The following is a 21,946-nucleotide window of genomic DNA, read 5'->3' on the forward strand; positions in this document are numbered from 1 at the left end:
AAAAGATGGAGAATATACAACTGTTGTTAGGAGGCTTTTCCACTTTATTTACATTCAGCAACGTAGGCGCTGCCATGATGGGCGCTGTTCTGGGGCTGATCGTGGGCGCCATGCCCGGTATCGGAAGCCTTGCAGGCGTTGCCCTGCTTTTGCCCCTTACCTACAAATTCAATCCCACCACGGCGATCATCATGCTGGGCGCCCTTTATTATTCTAATATGTACGGCGGCGCGTTCAGCGCCATCCTGCTGAACATCCCCGGAGATTCACCGGCCATCTGTACGGCCATGGACGGTTATCCCATGGCGGCTAAAAAGAAACGTCCGGGTCAGGCACTGTTTACCGCCAACATGGCTTCCTTTATCGGCGGAACCATCGGCATCATCATCCTGACATTTACTGGACCGGCCCTGGCCAATGTAGGATTGAAATTCGGCCCGTCCGAAATGACGGCCCTGCTGTTTATCGCCATGACATCCATCAGCTGGCTTGTGGGCGAAAATCCCATCAAGGGCGTGGTTATCACAATGCTGGGAATCCTGCTGGCAAGCATGGGAATGGATACCCTGTCCGGTTCTCCCCGTTATGATTTTGGCAGCATGTATCTGTTGGGCGGTATTCCCTTTACACCTTTTATCATTGGCACGGTGGGCTTTTCCCAGGTCATTAACCTGGTGATGGAACGGGGGGCGGACGCAAAGGCAAACCACGATATGAAGCTGACCATCAAAGGCAGCCTTTTGACAAAGCATGATTTTAAAAGGCTTCTGCCTCCGGCCATACGTTCCGGCCTTATGGGCACCTTTGTGGGCGTGCTCCCGGGAGCCGGGGCAACCACTGGCGCCTTTATGGGATACGCGGCCCAGAAGAAGTTTAAGAGCGAGGAGGAGCTTGGAACCGGCGCCATCGAGGGGATCGCTGCCGCGGAGGCTGCAAACAATGCGGCAGCGGCAGGGGCATTTGCTCCGCTGCTGGCACTGGGGATTCCGGGAAGCGGGACCGGAGCCGTGCTCCTGGGCGGACTTATGATGTGGGGACTGAACCCCGGACCTCTTTTGTTTACCAATGAACCGGAGTTTACATGGGGCCTGATCGCTTCCCTGTTCCTGTCCAACATTTTCACACTGATCGTATCCATTGGCGTGATTCCTTTCCTGATCAAGATACTGTCCGTGCCCGTGAAATTTATGATACCCATTATCATCACGGTGTGTGTGGTTGGGTCCTACAGCTCCAGCTATTCCATGTATGGTGTGATCGTAATGTTTCTGTCAGGCGTGCTGGGATATATCCTTACAAAGAGCGGATTCCCAACAGCGCCCATGCTGCTTTCCTTTGTATTGGCAAAGCTTTTGGAGTCCAATATGCGCAAGGCGTTTATGATCTCAGGAGGCAGCCTGGACATTTTCTTTACAAGACCGATCACCTGTGTGCTGATGCTGATTTTCCTGGCATTTATATTTGCACCCGTTATCAAGGCAGTTATAAGGAAAGCAAGATCAAAGGCTTGACGGTTTTACCATAAAATATCATAGGAGGGTTTATTAATGAAAAAAAGGAATATGTTACTGGCAATAGCAGCTATGGCGGCGGCAGCTGTGATGACAGGATGCGGGGAAAGCAGCAGCGATGGACCCTTTGAGCCAAAGGACAATATCAACTGGGTGGTCACGTCCAGTCCGGGCGGGGGCAGCGACATCTATACCAGGATGATATCTGATATCATGGTCAAGGATAGTCTGGTCAATGGACAGACCATTATTGTCACAAACAAGACGGACGGAAGCGGCGAGATCGGGCGAAATGAAGTTGCCGGCACAAAGGGGAAAAAGGCGGATTACACCCTTTTAACGTTTAACAGCGGCGACCTGATGCCTATGGTGCAGAATACAAAGAACCGCTCCTCCAACTTCAGGATCCTGGCCGTCATGGCAGTGGATAAGCAGCTGATCTTTAAGGGGGACCAGACACAATACGCTGATTTCAGCGAGGCTATAGAGGCGGCTAAGAGCGGGACCAAGGTGGTGATCGGCGGTTCCAAGGGAGATGATATCGCCACTTACGATGCCCTGATCGCGGAGCTGGGAATCGGTAAGGATATGATGACCTACATAACATATGACTCCACCGGCGATGCCATCACAGCAGCCCTGGGAGGCCACATTGAGTTTGTTATATCCAAACCCGCGGCAGCCACGGAGTATGTGGCGGCAGGTTCATTGATCCCGGTGCTGGCATTGTCCACGGAGCGGTACACAGGCAACCTGGCAGACGCCCCCACCTTAAGCGAGATCGGCGATTATGAAAATGTGGAAGTGCCGGTATGGCGCGGCGTGGCGGCTCCGGCGGCCATGAGCGATTCAGCGGCGGCATTCTGGAGCGAACAGTTAAAGAAGGTATCTGAGACAGATGCCTGGAATACGGATTATCTGGAGAAGAACAAGCTGATCGGCAACTATATGGACATGACAGCGGCCACAGGGTATGTGACAGATTATGAGAAGGACTATATGGAGAGCATGGGGATCCAGTAAGAGCAGGATCCGCAGGAGAGCCTGATGTAAAGTTCAGATGGAGATAAAAGGAAAAAGCCATGGGTCGGGAACAGGGAGGCTGTTCGGCTCATGGCTTTTGCGCCAGGAGAATCTTGGCTAAAAGAAAAAGGGAAACATTTTGAAACATTTCCCGAAAAGAAACCAGAAACAAAACGAAACATTTTTGAAACATGTTATAATTGAAACAAAGGTCCGGTGTGAAAGAAAATGAAAACAGGGGGCCTGATGGGGACCTGTAAGGGGGAGAAAAGTTGGCATGTTTTTTGCTCTTTAATACATCAGAATCCCATCGGTAAAAGATGCCGGATATTATGGAAGGAGGAAATGCAAGATGAAACTATGTTATCAGGTAGCCACTCCAGACGTGGCCGTTGCCGACTCCGTCACCGCCTATCAGGGGCCGCTGGATCAAAGCTTTGGGGATCTGGCAAGGCTTGGGTATGACGGCGTGGAGCTTATGACTCTGAACCCGGGGGAACTTGACTGGGAGGAAGTAAAGGGAACAGCTGAAAAATACGGCATATCCATCGCGCTGGTGTGCACAGGGGAGCTGTTTGGGCAGTTGGGACTGAGCTATACCAGCCCCGAGGAGGAGATCCGCAGGGAGGCTATTAAACGGACCAAGGAGATCATTGATTTTGCCGGATACCTTGGGGCCAACATTAATATCGGCCGGGTCAGGGGCCAGTACTGTGCCCGGCTTTCCCATGAGCAGACAGAGGGACTGGCAGTGGAAGCTTTCCGGGAACTGGCAGACTATGCGGCGCCCGGGAATGTGGCCATTGCCCTTGAGACAGTGACCATTATGCAGACCAATTTTATTAATACACTGGCAGAGGGAGCCCGCATGGTAGAGCGGGTGGACCGTCCTAACTTCCGGCTGATGATGGATGTCTTCCATCTGAACCTGGAGGAAAAGGACCTGTACCAGGCCATCAGAGACTACAGCAAATATAACATACATGTCCACCTGGCGGACAATAACCGCCGCTACCCCGGCCACTGCGGGCTGGACTTTGAAAAGATTCTCACCACTTTTAAAGAATGCGGCTATGACGGCAATTTTTGTACGGAAATATTCCAGATCCCATCCATGAAGGAAGCTGCCAGGGGAGCCATGGCATGTCTCGGACCCATTGCAGAGCGGGTATATGGAAGAAAAGCAGCAGACAGGAGCGGGATATGAAAAGTATTGCATTGATCCACACGGTAAAAAGCGTGGCAGTCAGTTTTGACCAAATGCTGCGCCGGGAGATTGGAACGGATCTAACGGTCCACAACCTGTGGGATGATTATCTGGCCAATGATCCCAATGAAAAAGGGGAATTTACCGCGGATAACAGGAACCGTCTTCTCCTTGACATCAAGGCCCAGGAGCTGACCGGGGCGGATCTGATCGTTACAACCTGTTCCACACTGACCCCCACGGTGGAGATGATACGGCCGTTTATAAAGGTTCCGGTGATCGCCATTGATGACGCCATGGCAAAAGCAAGTGTCACATACGGTGAGCGGGTGCTGGTCATGGCCACTGCCGGGAGCACGGTCCATCCCACTGTTTCAAAGATTGAGAGGGAAGGGGAGACGGCAGGGAAAAAGCTTTCCATTGACACATGTGTGTGCGCCCAGGCATTTCAGGCGCTGAAGGCCATGGACATGGAAAAACATGACCGGATCCTCATGGAAAAGGCAAAGGAGTTTACAGGATATGACTGTATTGTCCTGGCCCAGGCATCCATGGCCCATTTAGAATATGAGATCGCCGCTGTCACCGGATGCCCTGTGCTCACCAGCCCCAGGCTGTGTGTAGAGGAAATCAAACAAAAACTTGCGTCACTTTGCTGAGGGTGGATTTTTTTAGGCGAAATGACAATGATCGCACGCAGAAGGCCGAAACAGGATCCTTCCGTGCCCATAAAGAGGAGATAAGACAATGACCAATGAACGAAAAAAGGAATTACAGACACAGTGCAGCCGGTTCAGGAACCAGCTGATCGATCTGCTTCACAGCATCCAGACCGGGCATCCGGGCGGTTCCCTGTCCTGTACCGAGATACTTACCGCCCTGTATTTTGAGATCATGAACGTGGATCCGCAGAACCCCGCCATGGAGGGAAGAGATCATCTGGTGCTGTCCAAAGGCCATGCAGCCCCGATCCTTTATCTGGTCCTGGCGGAAAAAGGATTTTTCCCAAAAGAGGAGTTAAAGAACCTGCGTCAGGCCGGCAGTATGCTTCAGGGGCACCCATGTGTGCACAAGACCCCAGGGGTGGAATTGTCCACAGGCCCTCTGGGGCTGGGATTGTCCGCCGGCCTTGGGATGGCCCTGTCCGCAAGGATCAAGGGACAGGATTCCTATACATATGTGATCATGGGAGATGGGGAAATACAGGAAGGCTGTGTCTGGGAGGCAGCTATGTCCGCCTCCAAGTTTAAAGCCGACCATCTCATCGGTTTTCTGGACAACAACGGAGTGCAGCTGGACGGAACCCTTGAGGAGATCATGCCCATGGGTGACCTGAGGGCAAAATGGGAGGCATTTGGCTGGAATGTGGTCCCCTGTGACGGTCATGATGTGGAAGACATATGCAGGGCGGTAAAGGAAGCAAAAGCCGTGTCCGGGAAACCTTCCCTGATCCTGGCAAAAACCGTAAAAGGCAAGGGCGTCTCCTTTATGGAGGGCAGAAACACATGGCATGGAAAGGCCATCAATGACGAAGAATATGCCAAGGCAAAAACTGAATTAGGAGGTGCTCTGTGATGGGAAAAATGATAGCGATCCGTGATGCGTATGGTGCGGCACTGAAGGAACTGGGAGAACAGAATACAAAGATCGTGGGCCTGGAGGCGGATGTGGCGTCCTCCACCAAAAGCGGGATATTTGGAAAAGCGTTTCCTGAGCGGTATTTTAATGTGGGTATCAGTGAACTGAATATGGTATCCATGGCAGCCGGTTTTGCCAGGGAAGGGATGATCCCCTATGTGAACACCTTTGCGGTCTTTATGACCACCAGGGGTGCGGACCCCATCCAGAGCCTGATCGCCTACGACAACCTGAATGTAAAGCTGTGCGGCACTTACTGCGGCCTGTCCGATTCCTATGACGGGGCCAGCCATCAGGCCATTACGGACCTGGCCTTTGTGCGCGCCATTCCAAACATGACCGTGATCACGGCGGCCGATGGGACGGAGACTAGAAAAGCGGTATTTGCCATGGCGGAACACGATGGGCCGGTGTACTTAAGACTCAGCCGGGCGGAGGCCCCTGTGTATTATTCCGATGACATGGACTTTCAGATCGGCAGGGGGATCACGGTAAGGGAAGGCGGGGATGTGACCATCATCACCACGGGAACCGTTCTCCACAAGGCCCTTGAGGCAGCGGATCTCCTGGCACAGGAGGGGATTTCTGCCACCGTGGTGGATATGCACACCATTAAGCCCATTGACCGGGATCTGGTGATACAGTGCGCAATACGGACGGGCGCCATTGTCACGGTGGAGGAACACAGTATTTACGGCGGACTCGGCAGTGCGGTGGCGGAGGTGCTTGTGGAGAACAAGCCCGTTCCCATGGAGCGGATCGGCGCCGTGGATTTTGCGGAGTCCGGGGACTACGGTGAGCTGCTTGTAAAATACGGATACAGTCCCCAGGCCATTGCCGGCAAGTGCAGGGCAGTGATCAGGCGGAAATAAGGAGGTAAGCCATGGAACAATCCATGAGAAGGTTCATGAAAGTGGGCCTGATCCTCCACGTGGCCTACAGAGGCATTGGGGACGGGGACGGTCCCATTCTTGAATGCCTTGGCAAAGTGGTGCAGGACGACTACTTTGAGGCAGTGGAGGTAACCTCCATCAATGACCCGGATGTGAGGACCGCTGCGGCAGACATGATGCGCACAAGCCGCATGGCAGCGGCTTATGGCGGTCAGGGGCGCACCCTGTCAAGGGGGTTAAACCTTAACGACCTGGATGAGGAGGGCAGGCGGCAGGCAGTGGCCGTGCTGAAGGAGGGGATCGACCAGGCCTATGAGCTGGGCTGCGTGGATTTCTCCTTTCTGTCAGGGCGCTACCGGGAGGAGACAAAGGAACAGTCCTTTGAGCAGCTGTTGAGATCCACCCGTGAACTGTGCGCCTATGCCAAAGAAAAGGGAGACATGCCCATCTGCTGTGAGGTGTTTGATTACGACATAGACAAGAAAGCGCTGATCGGACCGGCGCACCTGGCTGCCAGGTATGCCAAAACCATCAGGGAGGAATTTGACAATTTTGGCCTGATGGTGGACTTAAGCCATATTCCCATGATCCATGAGACCATAGAGGAGAGCATTCTCCCGGTAAAGGAATATATTATCCATGCCCATATGGGCAATACGGTGATCAAAAGCCCGGAGTGTGAGGCTTACGGTGACAATCATCCCAGGTTTGGATTCCCAAACAGTGAAAATGATGTTCCGGAACTGGCCAGGTACTTAAGGCTGCTGCTGACCATTGGTTTTCTCAATGAAAAGACGCGCCCCATTGTCAGCTTTGAGGTAAAGCCGTGGAAGGATGAGTGGCCGGAAGCAGTGATCGCCAATGCAAAGCGTACCCTGAACCTGGCCTGGGAGCTGGTATAACGATGTAAATGAGTGTACTCCCGCAATTCTGAGAACCAGGGGATTACGGGAGTACGCATAAACAAAAAGGAGGCTTATCATTTATGAAGGATCCAATTCAGAAATATTTTCAGGTGGGAACCATCCAGTGGATGACCCATCCGCCGGTGGATTATCCCATCCTGGAATCGGTTAAGACCATTTGCTGCGATGAGTATTTCAGCGTCCTGGAAATCACCCATATTGAGGACCAGGATACAAAGGACCGTGTGAGGGACATGCTGGCCCAGGGACACATGAAGGTGTGTTACGGAGCCCAGCCGCGTCTGCTGGGGCCCAAGCTGAACCCCAATGACCTGGATGAGGAGGGCAGGAAAAAGGCTGAGGCAGTGCTCATTGATTCCATTGATGAGGCCGAGTATATGGGCGCAAAGGGAATTGCTTTCCTGGCAGGCAAATGGGAACCTGAGACAAAGGACCAGGCATATGCCCAGCTTCTTAAAACCACCAGGGCTGTGTGCAGCTATGCCGCATCCAAGAAAATGATGGTGGAGCTGGAGGTATTTGATTTTGATATGGATAAAGCGGCCCTCATCGGACCTGCGCCCTATGCTGCCAGGTTTGCCGCCGACATGCGCATGACTCACAATAACTTCGGCCTGCTGGTGGACCTGTCCCATTTCCCCACCACCTATGAGACATCCCGGTTTGTGATCCAGACCCTGCGCCCCTATATCACCCACCTGCATATCGGCAACGCAGTGGTAAAGGAAGGCTGCGAGGCATACGGGGACCAGCATCCCCGGTTCGGCTTCCCGGAGAGCGCCAATGACACAATGCAGCTGGTTGACTTTTTTACCGTGTTAAGGGAGGAAGGCTTTTTTAACAAAGAGGAGCCATACGTGTTGTCACTGGAAGTAAAGCCATGGGCAGGCGAGGACGGGGATATCATCCTGGCCAATACAAAGCGGGTCATCAACCGGGCATGGGCATTGGTAGAGGATGAGGCATAAAGAGTGCTGTTGGAATCTGAAAGAGCACACGAAACATGATAAGGAGGTAAGTATGATGAAAATTGTTGTTTTAGACGGATATACGGAGAATCCGGGAGACTTAAGCTGGGAGGGACTGGAAGCCATCGGCTCCCTGACCGTGTATGACAGGACTCCCGCGGATAAGATCCTGGAGCGGATCGGGGACGCAGAGGCGGTGTACACCAACAAGACACCAATTTCTGCAGAGACCATTGCAAAGTGCCCCAGCCTTAAGTTTATCGGTGTCCTGGCCACGGGGTACAATGTGATCGACACAGCGGCAGCCAAGGCAAACGGGGTGGTGGTCTCCAATATTCCCACCTATGGAACGGATGCGGTGGCCCAGTACGCGATCGCCCTTCTTCTGGAACTGTGCCACCATATCGGGGAGCATTCCGACTGCGTAAAGGCAGGGGAGTGGACCCACAATCAGGACTGGTGCTTCTGGAAACATCCGCTCATGGAGCTGGCCGGCAAAAACTTCGGCGTCATCGGATTCGGAAGGATCGGCCGGAGGACGGCACAGATCGCCCAGGCCCTGGGCATGAATGTCCTTGCCTTTGACGAATATCCCAACAAAGATCTGGAAACAGAACACTGCAGGTACGTATCCTTAGACCAGCTGCTGGCAGAGGCTGATGTGATCAGCCTTCACTGCCCCCTGTTCCCTTCCACGGAAGGAATCATCAACAAGGACACCATTGCAAAGATGAAGGACGGGGTTAAGATCATCAATACTTCCAGAGGCCCCCTGATTGTGGAGGAGGACCTGAAAGAGGGGCTAAACAGTGGAAAAGTCAGCGGTGCGGCCGTGGATGTGGTTTCCACAGAGCCTATCAGGGAGGACAATCCCCTTCTGGGCGCGAAAAATATGATCATTACCCCTCATATTGCATGGGCTCCCAGGGAATCCAGGCAGAGGCTGATGGACATTGCAGTGGATAACCTGCGGCAGTTTGTGGACGGAAAGCCTCAGAACGTGGTCAACCGGTAGGGGAAGTCCAGGCCTGAGCGCGGCCGGCTGTAATCCAATGTACACGGATGTACCCGATTATGATATAATGTTCACGTTGGCATATTTCATAGTTGGGTACATTTTTTATCCGGAGCAGGGCCTTGATAGGTCCAGACAGACTCCGGAAGCGGGAGGAAGGGAACCTATGGTTACTATACGCATGTTCATACCGTATTTGAATATGAAGGACAGATTTGAGGCAGCTGTGAGAAAGGTCCCGATCCAGGATGATGTAAAGATCGAGCTGCTTCACGTGTTCGGCACCCCCGAATCCCTGTCAGGCCACGGAGATGCCGAGATCCTGGTGGCCAGGGGCATGACCTATGACAGGCTGATCTCACTGTTCCCCAAAAAGCATGTGGTGGAGATCCAGCTGTCCAGTTTCGATATCCTGGAGGCGCTGATCAAGGCCAGACAGGAGTTTGCACCTAAGAAGATCGCCCTATGCGTCCGGTACATGGACAACGGGGCAGTGGCGGAGCTGGAACGCCTGTGCCAGGCGGAGATCAAATACTATGCCATCCAGGATGAGGCATCCACCCTTGAAGCCATACATCTGGCAAGGGAGAGCGGGGCGGACGTATTTGTGGGCGCGGGCACCATGTGCGGGCTCTGCGACAAGGAGAATTTAAGAAGGGTCCATATCCATACCAAGGACATTGCCATTGAGCAGGCGTTAAAGCAGGCAATGGACGCTGCCAGGACCATCAATTTGGAGCGGGCCAGGTTTAATATGACAAGCGCCATCCTTAACACCAGTTCCGATGCCCTGGTGGCCGTCAATGGGGCGGGGCAGATCCAGGCCCTGAACAACCAGGCGTACCGGACCTTTCATCTGTCAACCAGATCGGACTTTATGGGACGCCCTGTGGAGGAGGTCTGTCCGGGGTTCACATGGCAGGACGTGGTGGAGAACGGAAGGGAAAAGGAGGAGATCATCCAGTGGGAGGACCGGAAACTGTATACGGAGTATAAGCCTGTTGTTGTGGATAAGATGGGCAAAGGCGCCATTATCATTGTGCGCTACGCGGAACAGATCCTGGAGGCGGAGAGCAAGATACGCCACAGCCTTGCGAAACAGGGACTTACTGCAAAGTATTCCTTTGACGACATCATCGGTTCCAGCCACTCCATCCGTGAGAATATCCAGATGGCAAAGCGGTACAGCCGGGTGGACTCCAATGTCCTTATTGTGGGGGAGACGGGAACCGGCAAGGAGCTGTTTGCCCACAGCATCCACAGGGAGAGCAGGCGGAGCGCAGAACCGTTTGTGGCCCTAAACTGTGCGGCACTGCCGGAGAACCTGCTGGAAAGTGAACTGTTTGGATATGAGCCGGGAGCATTTTCCGGTGCTTCCAAAAACGGCAAGGCGGGCCTGTTTGAACTGGCTCACAAAGGGACCATTTTCCTGGACGAGATAGGTGAGATCCCCACCGCGCTCCAGGCCAAGCTCCTGCGCGTCCTCCAGGAAAAGGAGATACGCCGCATCGGCAGCAGCCGTCTTCAGCCCGTGGACGTGAGGGTGATCTCAGCCACGAATATCAATATAGAAGAAAAGATACAGGAGGGACAGTTCCGGTCGGATCTGTACTACCGTCTGAATTTGCTGGATATCACCATTCCTCCCCTGCGGGAGCGCAGCGGGGATATCCAGGAGATGGTGGATTTTTATCTCACCCGGTTTGCCTGTGAGATGGGAAAGTCCATTCCGAAGCTGTCCCCGGAGGCGGTCCAGTGCCTTATGGATTATCACTGGCCGGGAAATGTGCGTGAGCTGCGCAACATCTGCGAGCGCCTGGTGGTGCTCAGTGATGCCCAGGAGATCGGGTCAAAGGAGATACAGATGCTTAAGATCTTCCGCTCCGGTGAGCCGTCCCCCGACCCTGTTGTAAAAACACCCAGGGGACAGCGGGATGGACCGGAGGATATCTACTCTTCCCTCAAACCCAGGAAGAAGAAGCAGGATATTGCCAAGGAACTGGGGGTCAGCAGGACCACCCTTTGGCGCATGGAGCGAATGGCTAAAGAAAAGAAGGACACCACATAACAAACAGTCTGTATGGCAAAGGCGGTTCCGGCTATCTGTAAGAGATGGCTGGGAGCGCCTTTTCCCATTCCGGGGCACATTGGAGAAAATCCCTTGCTCCCCCCGGAAGCTTAAACTATAATGGTCTTAGTACGGAATGAAAATGAAAATCGGGGAACGGGATATATGAACAAATACATAGAACGCTTTTTGGGAACCAAATCCAGCCTGCAGAGAAAGGTTATTGTCATCTATCTGCTGGTTGCAGTCCTTCCCATCATTATCATCACCTTATTCATAAGCGCGATTTATTACAACAACATATTAAAAGCAGCCAATACCCTGCTGGACCAGAACGCCGGGCAGCATGAGGAGGTTGTGCACGAGCGGATGGATGAGTATGAGAATGTGCTCTATGAGCTGGTGACCAACAAGGAATATATCAGTCTGTCCAAACGGATCAATGAGGGAAATGAGGACACCCTGATCATGGATGTGGGCCACATGGAAGACCTGCTCAGGAGCAGTGTGTATACATATGACAGGATCAGAAGCATTACATTTCTGGGGGACAGCGGACGATATGCGTCCTATTCCAAATGGTACAGCAGCAACCATGAGAATATCTGGATCGATGACCGGAAGCGGGAGGTTATCCATGACGAGGTGGAAAAACAACAGAAGCTGACCTTTATCGCCACAGTGAATCTGCGGGAGGGCGGGATCAAAGGGGATTATGTGGTGCTCATGGGCTTTCCGGTAAAAAACCTGCGCACCAAGGAGCAGAGCGGTGTGCTGGTGATGGCCCTGGAGAATGACGTGCTGCTTTTTGAGGGAAATGAGGACAAGCGCAAGGAGAGCGGGGTTGCCACCATTATCCTGGACCGGGAGGACCGGATCCTGGCAGGCACGGATCCTGATTTTATCAACCTGAATTATAAGGAATATGTAAAGGAGGAGTTTGGCAAGACCAAACGGATCTCCGAAATGCGTCATTCCATTGAGGGTACGGAATGGACCATTATGAATATTGTGGACACGGATTTGTACAGGAAGGATATCTATGACATGGTAAGGGCAGTGGTGGTTTTGGTGCTTACCATTACCTGCATTTACTTTTCCACTGTGTTTCTTATTTCCAGAAAATATATCCAGACCATCCAGAAGATCGCCCAGGGCATCCACAATTACGAGGGTACGGATGCCAAGCAGATCAATGTGGAGATGGATGAAAAGAACGAGCTGTATGTGATCGTAAGGCAGTTCAACACCATGACCGCCAGGGTCAATTCCCTTGTGGAAAAATTGAAACAGAAAAATGAGGAGATCAAGGCGGCGGCTATCAGCCAGAAGCACGCTGAGATCAAGGCCCTGGAGGCCCAGATCAATCCCCATTTCCTGTTTAACACCCTGGATTCCATTAACTGGAGGGCCATTGAGCATGATGAGGAGGAGATAAGCAACATGCTGGGAGTGCTGGGAAGCCTGCTGCGCTACAGCATTTCCAATATTGACATGGAGGTGGTGCTGGAGGCTGAGATCAGCTGGCTGAAAAAGTATATTTTCCTCCAGCGGGACAGGTTCCAGTACTCGTTTGACTGTGAATACGACATAACAGAGGAAGCCATGGCATTTCCCATCTATAAGATGCTGCTGCAGCCCATTATTGAGAATACCATTCTTCACGCTTTTGAGGAGGTGAAGGAAGGTGGCATGATCTATGTAAAAGCCTTTAAGCGCCAGGACGGAAAACTGGAAATCCGCATACGGGATAACGGCAGCGGTATGAAGGGGGAGGTTCTGGCTGAGATCCGGAAGGAGATCAGTGAAAATGGGCCTCTTAACAGCAAAAGCATTGGGATCAGCAATGTCATCCACCGGCTCAGGCTGTACTATCAGGAGGAGGCTGAGATCACGGTGAACAGCACCTGGGGAGAGGGCACGGAGTTTGTGCTGGTGATACCGGAACGGCAGCAGGTCTGCTGATCAGTGGAATGTGTGGCGGCATGTGTGGCGGAAATGTGTGGCGGAAGGTACGGGCGGAATGTATAGATGGAATGCATAGATGGAATGCAGTAAGAGGGGATTGCCAATGAAGAATATTGTAATTGTGGAGGACGAGTTCCGTATCAGGCAGGGACTTGGAAGACTGATCAATAAAGTGGATATGGGATGCAGGGTGATCGGGGAAGCGGAAAACGGATATGAGGGCTTAAAGATGATACGGGATATGGAGCCGGATATTGTTATCACGGATATCCGTATGCCCAAGATCAGCGGGCTGGAGATGATAGGGAAGGCCAAGGAGATGGGGGCTTCCTGTACCTTTGTGATCCTCAGCGGATACGCGGAGTTTGAGTATGCCCGCCAGGGCATTAAGCTGGGGGTACAGGAATACCTTTTAAAGCCTATCACCATATCGGATGTAAAGGAGCTGCTGACAAAACTCACCGCAGACGAGCGGGGGCATGAAGCCAGGGAGGATGTACGGCAGTACTCGGCCGTGGTCCGGGAGATGATCGTTACCATGGAGGAAAACTATGGCATGAGGCTGGGGCTGGATACCTTTGGGGAGAAATTCAGGCTCACACCGGAATATATCAGCAACCTGTTTGCAAAGGAGACGGGGATGACATTTTCCAATTACCTGAAAAAGATCAGGATAGAAAAGGCAAAGGACCTGATCCTTAACACGGATATGAAAATATACGAGGTGGCGTGCAGCGTGGGATATCCGGACCAGAAATATTTTTCAAAGGTGTTCAAGGAGTATACGGGGGTTTCCGCCAAACAGTTTGCCGTGGATGCCCAGAGAAAACAGATATAATACACTTTTTTTAAGATATTGGAATTTTATGTTCCCTTTCCGGACGGTATACTTAGAACAGAAAGAACAGAGGAGGTATACAATGAAAAAGGGTATTGTATTATTAACAGCGCTGGCCATGACGGCCGGGTCTCTTACAGCCTGCGGCGGCGGGGGCGCATCCACACAGACATCGGGACAGACAGCAGCTTCGGGGGCGGCTGAGAGCGCCAAGGCATCAGCGGACGGCAAGACGGAGATCACCTTCTGGCACTATATGTCGGAGGACAAGGAAGGAAAATATGTGGTTGAGGCCGTGGATGAGTTTAACAGCTCCCAGGACGAGGTCCATGTGACGGCCCAGTATCTGCCAAGGGCAGAGCTTATGAAACAGTACACCATTGGCGTGGTTTCAGGGGAACTGCCGGACTGCGGCATGGTGGATAACCCAGACCACAACTCCTATGCTTCCATGGGCGTGTTTGAGGATATCACCGACCTTTATAATTCCTGGGATGAGGCTGCTTTCCTTGAAGGCTCACTGAATTCCTGCTATTACGAGGATAAATTATACGGACTTCCCTGGGGCAATAACTGCCTGGGACTTTTCTATAACAAGAAGATGCTGGATGAAGCAGGGGTGGAGGTTCCCACAACCTGGTCTGAGCTGGAAGCGGCAAGCGAAAAGCTGACCACGGACACATGCAAGGGACTTGCCATATCTGCCATCGGCAATGAGGAAGGCACCTTCCAGTATATGCCATGGCTGCTGTCGGCCGGCGGAAGCGTAACGGACCTGACCAGCGGCGGAGCCAAGGAGTCCATGTCCTTCCTGTACGGAATGATCGAAAAGGGATATATCAGCAGAGAGTGCGTAAACTGGACCCAGGCAGACGTGGAAAAGCAGTTTGCCTCAGGACAGGCAGCCATGATGATCAATGGACCGTGGCAGTTCTCCGGCCTGGCCAAGGACGCCCCGGACCTGGAATACGGTGTGGCAAAAGCACCAAAGGCGGATGACGGGGATTATGCATCCGTACTGGGCGGCGAGAATGTGGCAATCTGCTCCGGCGCCAATGTGGAGGCCAGCTGGAAGTTCCTGTCATGGATCACCAGCAAGGAGAAATCACAGGAAATCTGCAAATCCATCGGACGTTTCTCTCCAAGGTCGGATGTGAATGTGCAGGAGATGTTTGCGGATGATCCCCTTAACTCCGTGTTTGCAGAGGTAATGCCCACTGCCCAGTCCAGAGGACCGTCCCCGGACTGGCCCGAGATATCCGCGGCCATCTATACCGCCCAGCAGGAAGTGTTCACAGGGCAGAAGGATGCGGATACCGCCCTTGCGGACGCACAGGCCAAGATTGACGCCATCGGCGCTAAATAAAGTATTTGAATGAGTCCCATCACATGTACAAGGCCAGACAGTACTGGATTGTGATGTGATGGGGCTTTTTGCACCAAAAACCAGGAAAAAGAACGGGAGGTTGCTTATGTGGGACAGTAAGCGGGAGAAAAAAGAACAGATACTGGGGTACTTCTTCATACTGCCGGCGGTGATCTATATGCTGGCGTTTATAGGATATCCCATCATATATAACTGGATCATCAGCTTTCAGAATGTGACGGCCAAGACCATCGCAAGCGCTGCCAGGGAGTTTGCGGGATTTTCCAATTACAAAGCCATCTTTGCAGACGTGACCTTCAAGAAGGCTTTGGTCCACACCTTTATCTATACCATTGGATGCTTAAGCATTCAGTTTACCCTGGGCTTTTTATTTGCCATATTCTTCACAAAGAAATTCGCCCTTTCCAAACCCATCCGCGGTTTTATCGTTATCAGCTGGATGCTTCCGGTGACGGTGACGGCCCTGGTGTTCAAGTTCATGTTCGCTGAGGGAAACGGCATCATCAACTACATCCTTATGAGCCTTCACCTGATCGACAAGCCGGTGGGCTGGCTGCTCCAGGGAAATACAGCCATGATGGGACTGATCATCGCAAATTCCTGGGTGGGCATCCCCTTTAACATGCTGCTGCTCACAACCGGACTTAACAATATTCCGGGGGATATCTACGAGGCGGCTGCCATAGACGGGGCCACGGGTATACAGAAGTTTTTAAAGATCACCATCCCCCTTCTTAAATCCACCATCATGTCGGTGCTGATCCTTGGATTTGTGCTTACCTTTAAGGTGTTCGACCTGGTGTATGTTATGACGGGAGGAGGTCCGGTGGATGCCACCGAGGTGCTGTCCACCTATTCCTATAAGCTTTCCTTCCAGCTGTTCCACTTTGGGGAGGGGGCTGCGGTTGCCAATGTCCTGTTTGTCTGCCTGCTTATGGTTGCCCTGGTCTATCTCAGGACCATTTCAAAGGATGAAGCCATTTAATAGGCCGTTTAATGGCTCTGTGCAAGCAGCACATCGGTAAAATAAGAAAGGAGTATTCCATGAATAAGAAGAATAATATCATCCTGTGCGTTGTGGCCGTACTGATCGCATGTGTGTTCCTGTTTCCGTTATATTGGATCATTGTCAATTCCTTTAAGCTGGACAGTGAGATATTTGCAAGCACACCCACACTGTGGCCAAAGGAATTTACATTAAAAGCATACCAGGAACAGTTTGGAAACCTGTTTATCACGGTGAGGAACTCGATCATCATTGCCCTGGGCTCCATGGTCCTGTCGCTGATCCTGTCCGTGCCCGCTGCCTACGGACTGGCAAGGTTTAAGGTAAGGGGAATGAAGCTGTTCATCCTTGTTTTCCTGATCACCCAGATGCTTCCCGCGTCCCTGGTGCTGACCCCCTTATACCTGATCTTTTCCAAGCTGGGGATCCTGAATACCTACTTTGCCCCCATTCTGTCCACGGCAACCATTTCCATCCCCTTTATCGTGCTCATGCTCCGTCCCGGATTCTTAAGCATGCCAAAGGAGCTGGAGGACGCGGCCATGATCGATGGCTGCAATGGTTTTACCACCTTTCTTCGGATCGCCATCCCCATCTCCAAGCCAACGGTGATCACAGCCACCTGCTTCAGCTTTGTGTTTGCGTGGAACGATCTTGCGTACTCCATGACATTTAACACAAAGGAGATCATGAGGCCCATGACATCCGCGATCTACACCTTTATGAACCAGTACGGCACCCAGTGGAACAGTATCATGGCTTACGGCGTGCTGTTGATCCTGCCCAGCTGCTTTATCTTTGTGACCATGCAAAAGCACATTGTGGAGGGAATGACCAGCGGTTCTGTTAAGGGTTAATAATAAACCAGGAGGATATTGATATGAACGTTTTCAGAATTGAGGACAACTGCCTGAAATTCCATTATGACGCAGAGGAGCTGTGGATCCAGCCGTGGAGCGCCAACAGCTTCAGGGTAAGGGCCTGCAAGACTGCCCAAATGCCCTGCGAGAACTGGGCGCTTCAGATGGAGGTGGAGGACATTGTTCCCCAGATCACCATCCAGGAAGACTGCGCATGGATCAAAAACGGAAAAATTCAGGCAAAGGTATCACAGTACGGAAAGCTGACCTTTTATGACCGGAACGGGGAAATCCTTCTGGATGAGTATCTGAGGAACAGGCTGGATGTGTTTGCGGACTACTGCAGCGCCCTGGAAGTGGAGGCAAGGGAGTTTAAGCCCATTCCGGGAGGGGATTACCACTTATCCATGCGCTTTGTGTCTGATCCCCGTGAAAAGATATTTGGAATGGGGCAGTACCAGCAGCCCTACCTGAACTTAAAGGGTACGGATCTGGAGCTGGCACAGAGAAATTCCCAGGCAAGTGTTCCCTTTTATGTGTCATCCTTAAATTACGGATTCCTGTGGAACAACCCGGCAGTGGGAAGGACCATGTTTGGAAAAAATATCACCACATGGGAAGCGTATTCCACCAAGGCGCTGGATTACTGGATCACGGCTGAGGATACGCCTGCTAAAATTGAGGAGGCGTATGCCCGGGTTGCCGGTACGGTTCCCATGATGCCCGACTATGCCATGGGGTTCTGGCAGTGCAAGCTGCGCTATCAGACCCAGGAGGAGCTTCTTCAGGTGGCCAGGGAATATAAAAAGAGAAACCTGCCCATCTCCGTGATCGTGATCGACTATTTCCACTGGCCGCTCCAGGGAGACTGGAAGTTTGATCTCAGGTACTGGCCCGACCCGGATGCCATGATCCGGGAACTGAAGGAAATGGGGATCGAGCTTATGGTTTCCATCTGGCCCACAGTGGATTACAGAAGCGAGAATTTCCAGGAGATGAAGGAAAAGGGATATCTGATCCGCACGGACAGGGGATTCCGGATCGCCATGGATTTCCAGGGAAATACCGTCCATTTTGACGCCACCAATCCAAAGGCCAGGGAGTATGTATGGCAGAAAGCAAAACAGAATTATTATGACAAGGGCGTAAAGATCTTCTGGCTGGATGAGGCGGAGCCTGAATACAGCATCTATGATTTTGACAACTACCGCTACCACATGGGACCCAATGTGCAGATCGGCAATATCTATCCTGCCATGTATGCAAAGACATTCTTTGACGGCATGAAGGCGGAGGGGCAGGAAAATATCATTAACCTGCTGCGCTGTGCCTGGGCCGGTTCCCAGAAATACGGGGCCCTGGTATGGTCCGGGGACATTCATTCCAGCTTTGCCAGTCTGAGAAACCAGGTGGCGGCAGGCCTTAACATGGGAATGGCAGGGATCCCCTGGTGGACCACGGATATCGGCGGATTCCACGGCGGGGACCCCCGGGACCCGGGATTCAGGGAACTGCTGATCCGCTGGTTTGAGTACGGTACATTCTGCCCGGTCATGCGTCTGCATGGATACCGGGAACCACTAAAAGAGCCCATGGGCACGGAGGGCGGCGCCGCATGTGTGTCAGGTGCGGACAATGAGGTGTGGTCCTTTGGGGATGAGGCATATGAGATCTGCAAGACCTACCTCAACTTAAGGGAGTCCATGAAACCCTATATTGCCCGGCAGATGGCAGCAGCCCATGAACAGGGAACCCCGGTGATGCGTCCTCTGTTCTATGATTTCTCGGAGGATAAAATGGCGTGGGAGATCGAGGACCAGTACATGTTTGGACCTGATATGATGGTGGCGCCCGTGCTGTATGCCGATATGAGGAAACGGACCGTGTACTTCCCTGAGGGAAGGGAATGGAAGCATTTCTTTACAGGAGAAATGTACCATGGAGGCACAACGGCCCAGGTGGAAGCGCCCATTGACCAGCTGCCTGTGTTCACAGCTGTATAAGAAGGGAAACACCACCTGAAGAGGTGGGAGTCTCGATCGGAGGGAAAGATGAAATTCACAAACGGTTACTGGCGTATCAGGGAAGAGATCGACCCCGTGTACGCGGTGGAATATTATGATGCAGATTATAGTACAAATTACGATACAGTTTACGATACAGGCAAAAAGGATAACAGCCTTGTGGTTTACGCTGCCACAAAACATATGGGAGACCGGGGGGACACCCTGAACCAGCCCATGCTCACGGTCACATTTTCCAGTCCCATGGAAAATGTGATCAAGGTATCGGCGGTCCACTTTAAGGGAGCCCTGTATAAAGGGCCCCACTACCAGGTGGCAGAGCAGGAGGGAAGTTTTGTCTCCATTACAGAGGACGAGGAGACCATCACCTACCAATCCGGCAGGACCAGCGCGGTGATCCATAAGGCGCCAATGGGGTGGAAGGTGGAATTTAAGGATGGGGACCGCCTTCTCACAGAGAGCAGCTTCCGGAACCTGGCTTATATGAAAAACAGGGAGACTGGAAAGAATTACATGGCGGAACAGCTGCTTTTAGACGTGGGCGAGTATGTTTACGGACTGGGAGAGCGGTATACCCCCTTTGTGAAGAACGGCCAGACCGTGGAGGTGTGGAACGAGGACGGGGGCACTGCCTCTGAGCAGACCTATAAGAACATCCCCTTTTATATTACCAACAAAGGATACGGGGTGTTTGTGGCCCATGCCGGTGACGTGCATTTTGAAGTGGGCAGCGAGAAGGTGGAGCGGGTGCAGTTCAGCGTGCAGACGGAGAGGCTGGATTACTACATCATCAACGGAACCACCCCCAAGGAGACGGTGCAGCTGTACACCGAGCTCACAGGCAAGCCTGCCCTGCCTCCCTCATGGTCCTTTGGACTGTGGCTGACCACCTCATTTACCACCAGTTATGATGAGGAGACGGTGAGCAGCTTTATTCAGGGCATGGAGGACCGGGACATCCCGCTTCACACCTTCCATTTTGACTGCTTCTGGATGAAGGGATATGAGTGGTGCAACTTTGAGTGGGATAAGGATACCTTCCCTGACCCGGAGGCCATGTTAAAGAGGTATAAGGCCAGAGGACTTCATATCTGTGTGTGGATCAACAGCTACATCGGCCAGAAGTCGGCCCTGTTTGATGAGGGCATGGAGCAGGGGTATTTTGTAAAGAACCTGGACGGCTCCGTGTGGCAGTGCGACAGATGGCAGGCGGGAATGGCTCTGGTGGACTTCACCAATCCTAAGGCCTGCAAGTGGTACCAGGATAAGCTGGAGCGCCTGATCGACATGGGTGTGGACTGCTTTAAGACGGACTTTGGAGAGCGGATACCTGTGACCGGAGTAATGTATTATGACGGGTCCGACACTGTAAAAATGCATAACTATTACACCTACCTGTACAACCAGGTGGTATTTACACTTTTGGAGCGCAAGCTGGGAAAGGATAAGGCCCTTGTATTTGCCAGATCCACGGCGGCCGGAGGCCAGAAATTCCCCGTGCACTGGGGCGGGGACTGTACGGCCACCTACCTTTCCATGGCTGAGGATATGAGGGGCGGACTGTCCCTGTCCCTTGGGGGCTACGGGTTCTGGAGCCATGATATTGGGGGATTTGAGCAGACCGCATCCGCTGATGTGTATAAGCGCTGGTGTGCCTTCGGCCTTCTCAGCTCCCACAGCCGGCTTCACGGCTCCACCTCCTACCGGGTGCCCTGGCTGTTTGATGATGAGGCATGTGACGTGCTGAGGAAATTTGTTAAGTTAAAATGCTCTCTGATGCCCTACATCTTTGCCCAGGCGGTAAAGGCCCACAGGGAAGGCATACCCATGATGCGCCCCATGTTCCTGGAGTTCCCGGAGGACCCTGCCTGCGAGACGCTGGACCGGCAGTATATGCTGGGGGATTCCCTGCTGGTAGCGCCCGTGTTCCGGGAAAGCGGGGAAGTGGCCTACTATCTCCCGGCGGGCACATGGACCAATTACCTCACAGGCGAGGTGAGGGAAGGCGGCAGATGGTACAGGGAAGTCTTTGACTATTTCCATCTCCCGCTGATGGTAAGGGAAAACACGGTCCTGGCAGTGGGCAGCCATGAGGAGCGGCCGGATTATGACTATGTATCCGGCACCACCTTAAAGCTGTTCCAGATCAAGGACCAGGCAGATATCCGCATCATGGTTCCGGATGTGGATGGAAAGGAAGCAGCTGACATAAGGGTCACCTCAGACCGGGGCCGGGTCAGAGCCGTGATCCGCGGCGGCGCTCACTGGACAGTGGAAGGTCCTGAGGGGATGATTGTGGAAGTTGCGGAGGAGTGATTGCCACTTAGGACATCCGGCCAACATGATGACCAGGGAACAGTTTGTCGATCGTTTTAAAGTTCAGGTGTCCCATGTGATGGATCCTGAACAGGCAGAGGAATGGATCAATATGATATGTAATATTGAAAAATATGATAATATCACGGATGTGGCGGACCGGTTGTTTGTATGATCATCAGATGGGGTGTGCATAAGAGAGTGGGGATTTCCCCACTCTTTTGCCGTTGCAGATATCCCCTGAATAGAAATCCCCCAACCAGAAAATACTAATGGAAAAACTGGATATGCCATGGGC

The 21,946-nt window shown here is 52.5% G+C and carries 18 protein-coding genes; all 18 read left to right on the forward strand.

All coding sequences use genetic code 11. The features are described 5' to 3' along the window. The first annotated feature begins 5 nt into the window (after positions 1 to 5). Complete coding sequence (locus CLFS41_RS06205) at positions 6 to 1,511, forward strand: tripartite tricarboxylate transporter permease (protein WP_045091772.1); 1,506 nt, start codon at positions 6 to 8, stop codon at positions 1,509 to 1,511. Between the two features lie 36 nt (positions 1,512 to 1,547). Beyond that, the gene (locus CLFS41_RS06210; protein ID WP_045091773.1) at positions 1,548 to 2,534 is read left to right on the forward strand and encodes a tripartite tricarboxylate transporter substrate-binding protein; all 987 of its coding nucleotides are present in this window, start codon (positions 1,548 to 1,550) and stop codon (positions 2,532 to 2,534) included. 352 nt (positions 2,535 to 2,886) lie between these two features. Continuing rightward, a complete protein-coding gene (locus CLFS41_RS06215; protein ID WP_007863339.1) occupies positions 2,887 to 3,741 on the forward strand; it encodes a sugar phosphate isomerase/epimerase family protein in 855 nt (284 codons plus the stop codon). Continuing rightward, positions 3,738 to 4,400 carry an aspartate/glutamate racemase family protein gene (locus tag CLFS41_RS06220; RefSeq protein WP_045091774.1) on the forward strand — a complete coding sequence of 221 codons (663 nt, stop codon included), beginning with the start codon at positions 3,738 to 3,740 and terminating at the stop codon, positions 4,398 to 4,400. Before CLFS41_RS06215 ends, CLFS41_RS06220 begins: the two co-directional genes overlap by 4 nt. Before the next feature lie 88 nt (positions 4,401 to 4,488). Continuing rightward, positions 4,489 to 5,316, forward strand: coding sequence for a transketolase (locus CLFS41_RS06225; protein WP_007863333.1), 828 nt, complete (start codon positions 4,489 to 4,491; stop codon positions 5,314 to 5,316). Further along, positions 5,316 to 6,251 carry a transketolase C-terminal domain-containing protein gene (locus CLFS41_RS06230; RefSeq protein ID WP_045091775.1) on the forward strand — a complete coding sequence of 312 codons (936 nt, stop codon included), beginning with the start codon at positions 5,316 to 5,318 and terminating at the stop codon, positions 6,249 to 6,251. The genes CLFS41_RS06225 and CLFS41_RS06230 overlap by 1 nt, the downstream gene beginning before the upstream one ends. An 11-nt stretch (positions 6,252 to 6,262) precedes the next feature. Beyond that, the gene (locus tag CLFS41_RS06235) at positions 6,263 to 7,174 is read left to right on the forward strand and encodes a TIM barrel protein (protein WP_007863330.1); all 912 of its coding nucleotides are present in this window, start codon (positions 6,263 to 6,265) and stop codon (positions 7,172 to 7,174) included. 83 nt (positions 7,175 to 7,257) lie between these two features. Further along, positions 7,258 to 8,166: a TIM barrel protein gene (locus CLFS41_RS06240; protein WP_007863329.1), complete on the forward strand. Its 909-nt coding sequence runs from the start codon at positions 7,258 to 7,260 to the stop codon at positions 8,164 to 8,166. 55 nt (positions 8,167 to 8,221) lie between these two features. Then, entirely contained in the window at positions 8,222 to 9,181 is a 960-nt protein-coding gene (locus CLFS41_RS06245; protein ID WP_040416385.1) for a D-2-hydroxyacid dehydrogenase, read from the forward strand. A 166-nt stretch (positions 9,182 to 9,347) separates the two neighbouring features. Further along, positions 9,348 to 11,249 (forward strand): sigma 54-interacting transcriptional regulator, encoded by a 1,902-nt coding sequence (locus CLFS41_RS06250; RefSeq protein WP_007863327.1) that lies wholly within the window; start codon positions 9,348 to 9,350, stop codon positions 11,247 to 11,249. A 165-nt stretch (positions 11,250 to 11,414) separates the two neighbouring features. Continuing rightward, the gene (locus CLFS41_RS06255; RefSeq protein ID WP_007863326.1) at positions 11,415 to 13,214 is read left to right on the forward strand and encodes a sensor histidine kinase; all 1,800 of its coding nucleotides are present in this window, start codon (positions 11,415 to 11,417) and stop codon (positions 13,212 to 13,214) included. Positions 13,215 to 13,320: 106 nt separating this feature from the next. Continuing rightward, positions 13,321 to 14,055 carry a response regulator gene (locus tag CLFS41_RS06260; RefSeq protein ID WP_045091776.1) on the forward strand — a complete coding sequence of 245 codons (735 nt, stop codon included), beginning with the start codon at positions 13,321 to 13,323 and terminating at the stop codon, positions 14,053 to 14,055. Positions 14,056 to 14,137: 82 nt separating this feature from the next. Further along, complete coding sequence (locus tag CLFS41_RS06265; RefSeq protein ID WP_007863324.1) at positions 14,138 to 15,421, forward strand: ABC transporter substrate-binding protein; 1,284 nt, start codon at positions 14,138 to 14,140, stop codon at positions 15,419 to 15,421. A gap of 106 nt (positions 15,422 to 15,527) precedes the next feature. After that, positions 15,528 to 16,427 carry a sugar ABC transporter permease gene (locus tag CLFS41_RS06270; protein ID WP_007863323.1) on the forward strand — a complete coding sequence of 300 codons (900 nt, stop codon included), beginning with the start codon at positions 15,528 to 15,530 and terminating at the stop codon, positions 16,425 to 16,427. 59 nt (positions 16,428 to 16,486) lie between these two features. Beyond that, positions 16,487 to 17,305, forward strand: coding sequence for a carbohydrate ABC transporter permease (locus CLFS41_RS06275; protein WP_045091818.1), 819 nt, complete (start codon positions 16,487 to 16,489; stop codon positions 17,303 to 17,305). A gap of 23 nt (positions 17,306 to 17,328) precedes the next feature. After that, the gene (locus tag CLFS41_RS06280) at positions 17,329 to 19,311 is read left to right on the forward strand and encodes a TIM-barrel domain-containing protein (protein WP_152649015.1); all 1,983 of its coding nucleotides are present in this window, start codon (positions 17,329 to 17,331) and stop codon (positions 19,309 to 19,311) included. A 48-nt stretch (positions 19,312 to 19,359) separates the two neighbouring features. Further along, on the forward strand, positions 19,360 to 21,648 hold the full coding sequence (gene yicI / locus CLFS41_RS06285) for an alpha-xylosidase (RefSeq protein ID WP_007863318.1): 2,289 nt from the start codon (positions 19,360 to 19,362) through the stop codon (positions 21,646 to 21,648). A 25-nt stretch (positions 21,649 to 21,673) separates the two neighbouring features. Next, a complete protein-coding gene (locus CLFS41_RS30045) occupies positions 21,674 to 21,823 on the forward strand; it encodes a hypothetical protein (protein WP_161797482.1) in 150 nt (49 codons plus the stop codon). Positions 21,824 to 21,946: the final 123 nt, after the last annotated feature.

Origin of the sequence: Clostridium sp. FS41, from assembly GCF_000954015.1 — a bacterium.
GTDB lineage: Bacteria > Bacillota > Clostridia > Lachnospirales > Lachnospiraceae > Enterocloster > Enterocloster citroniae.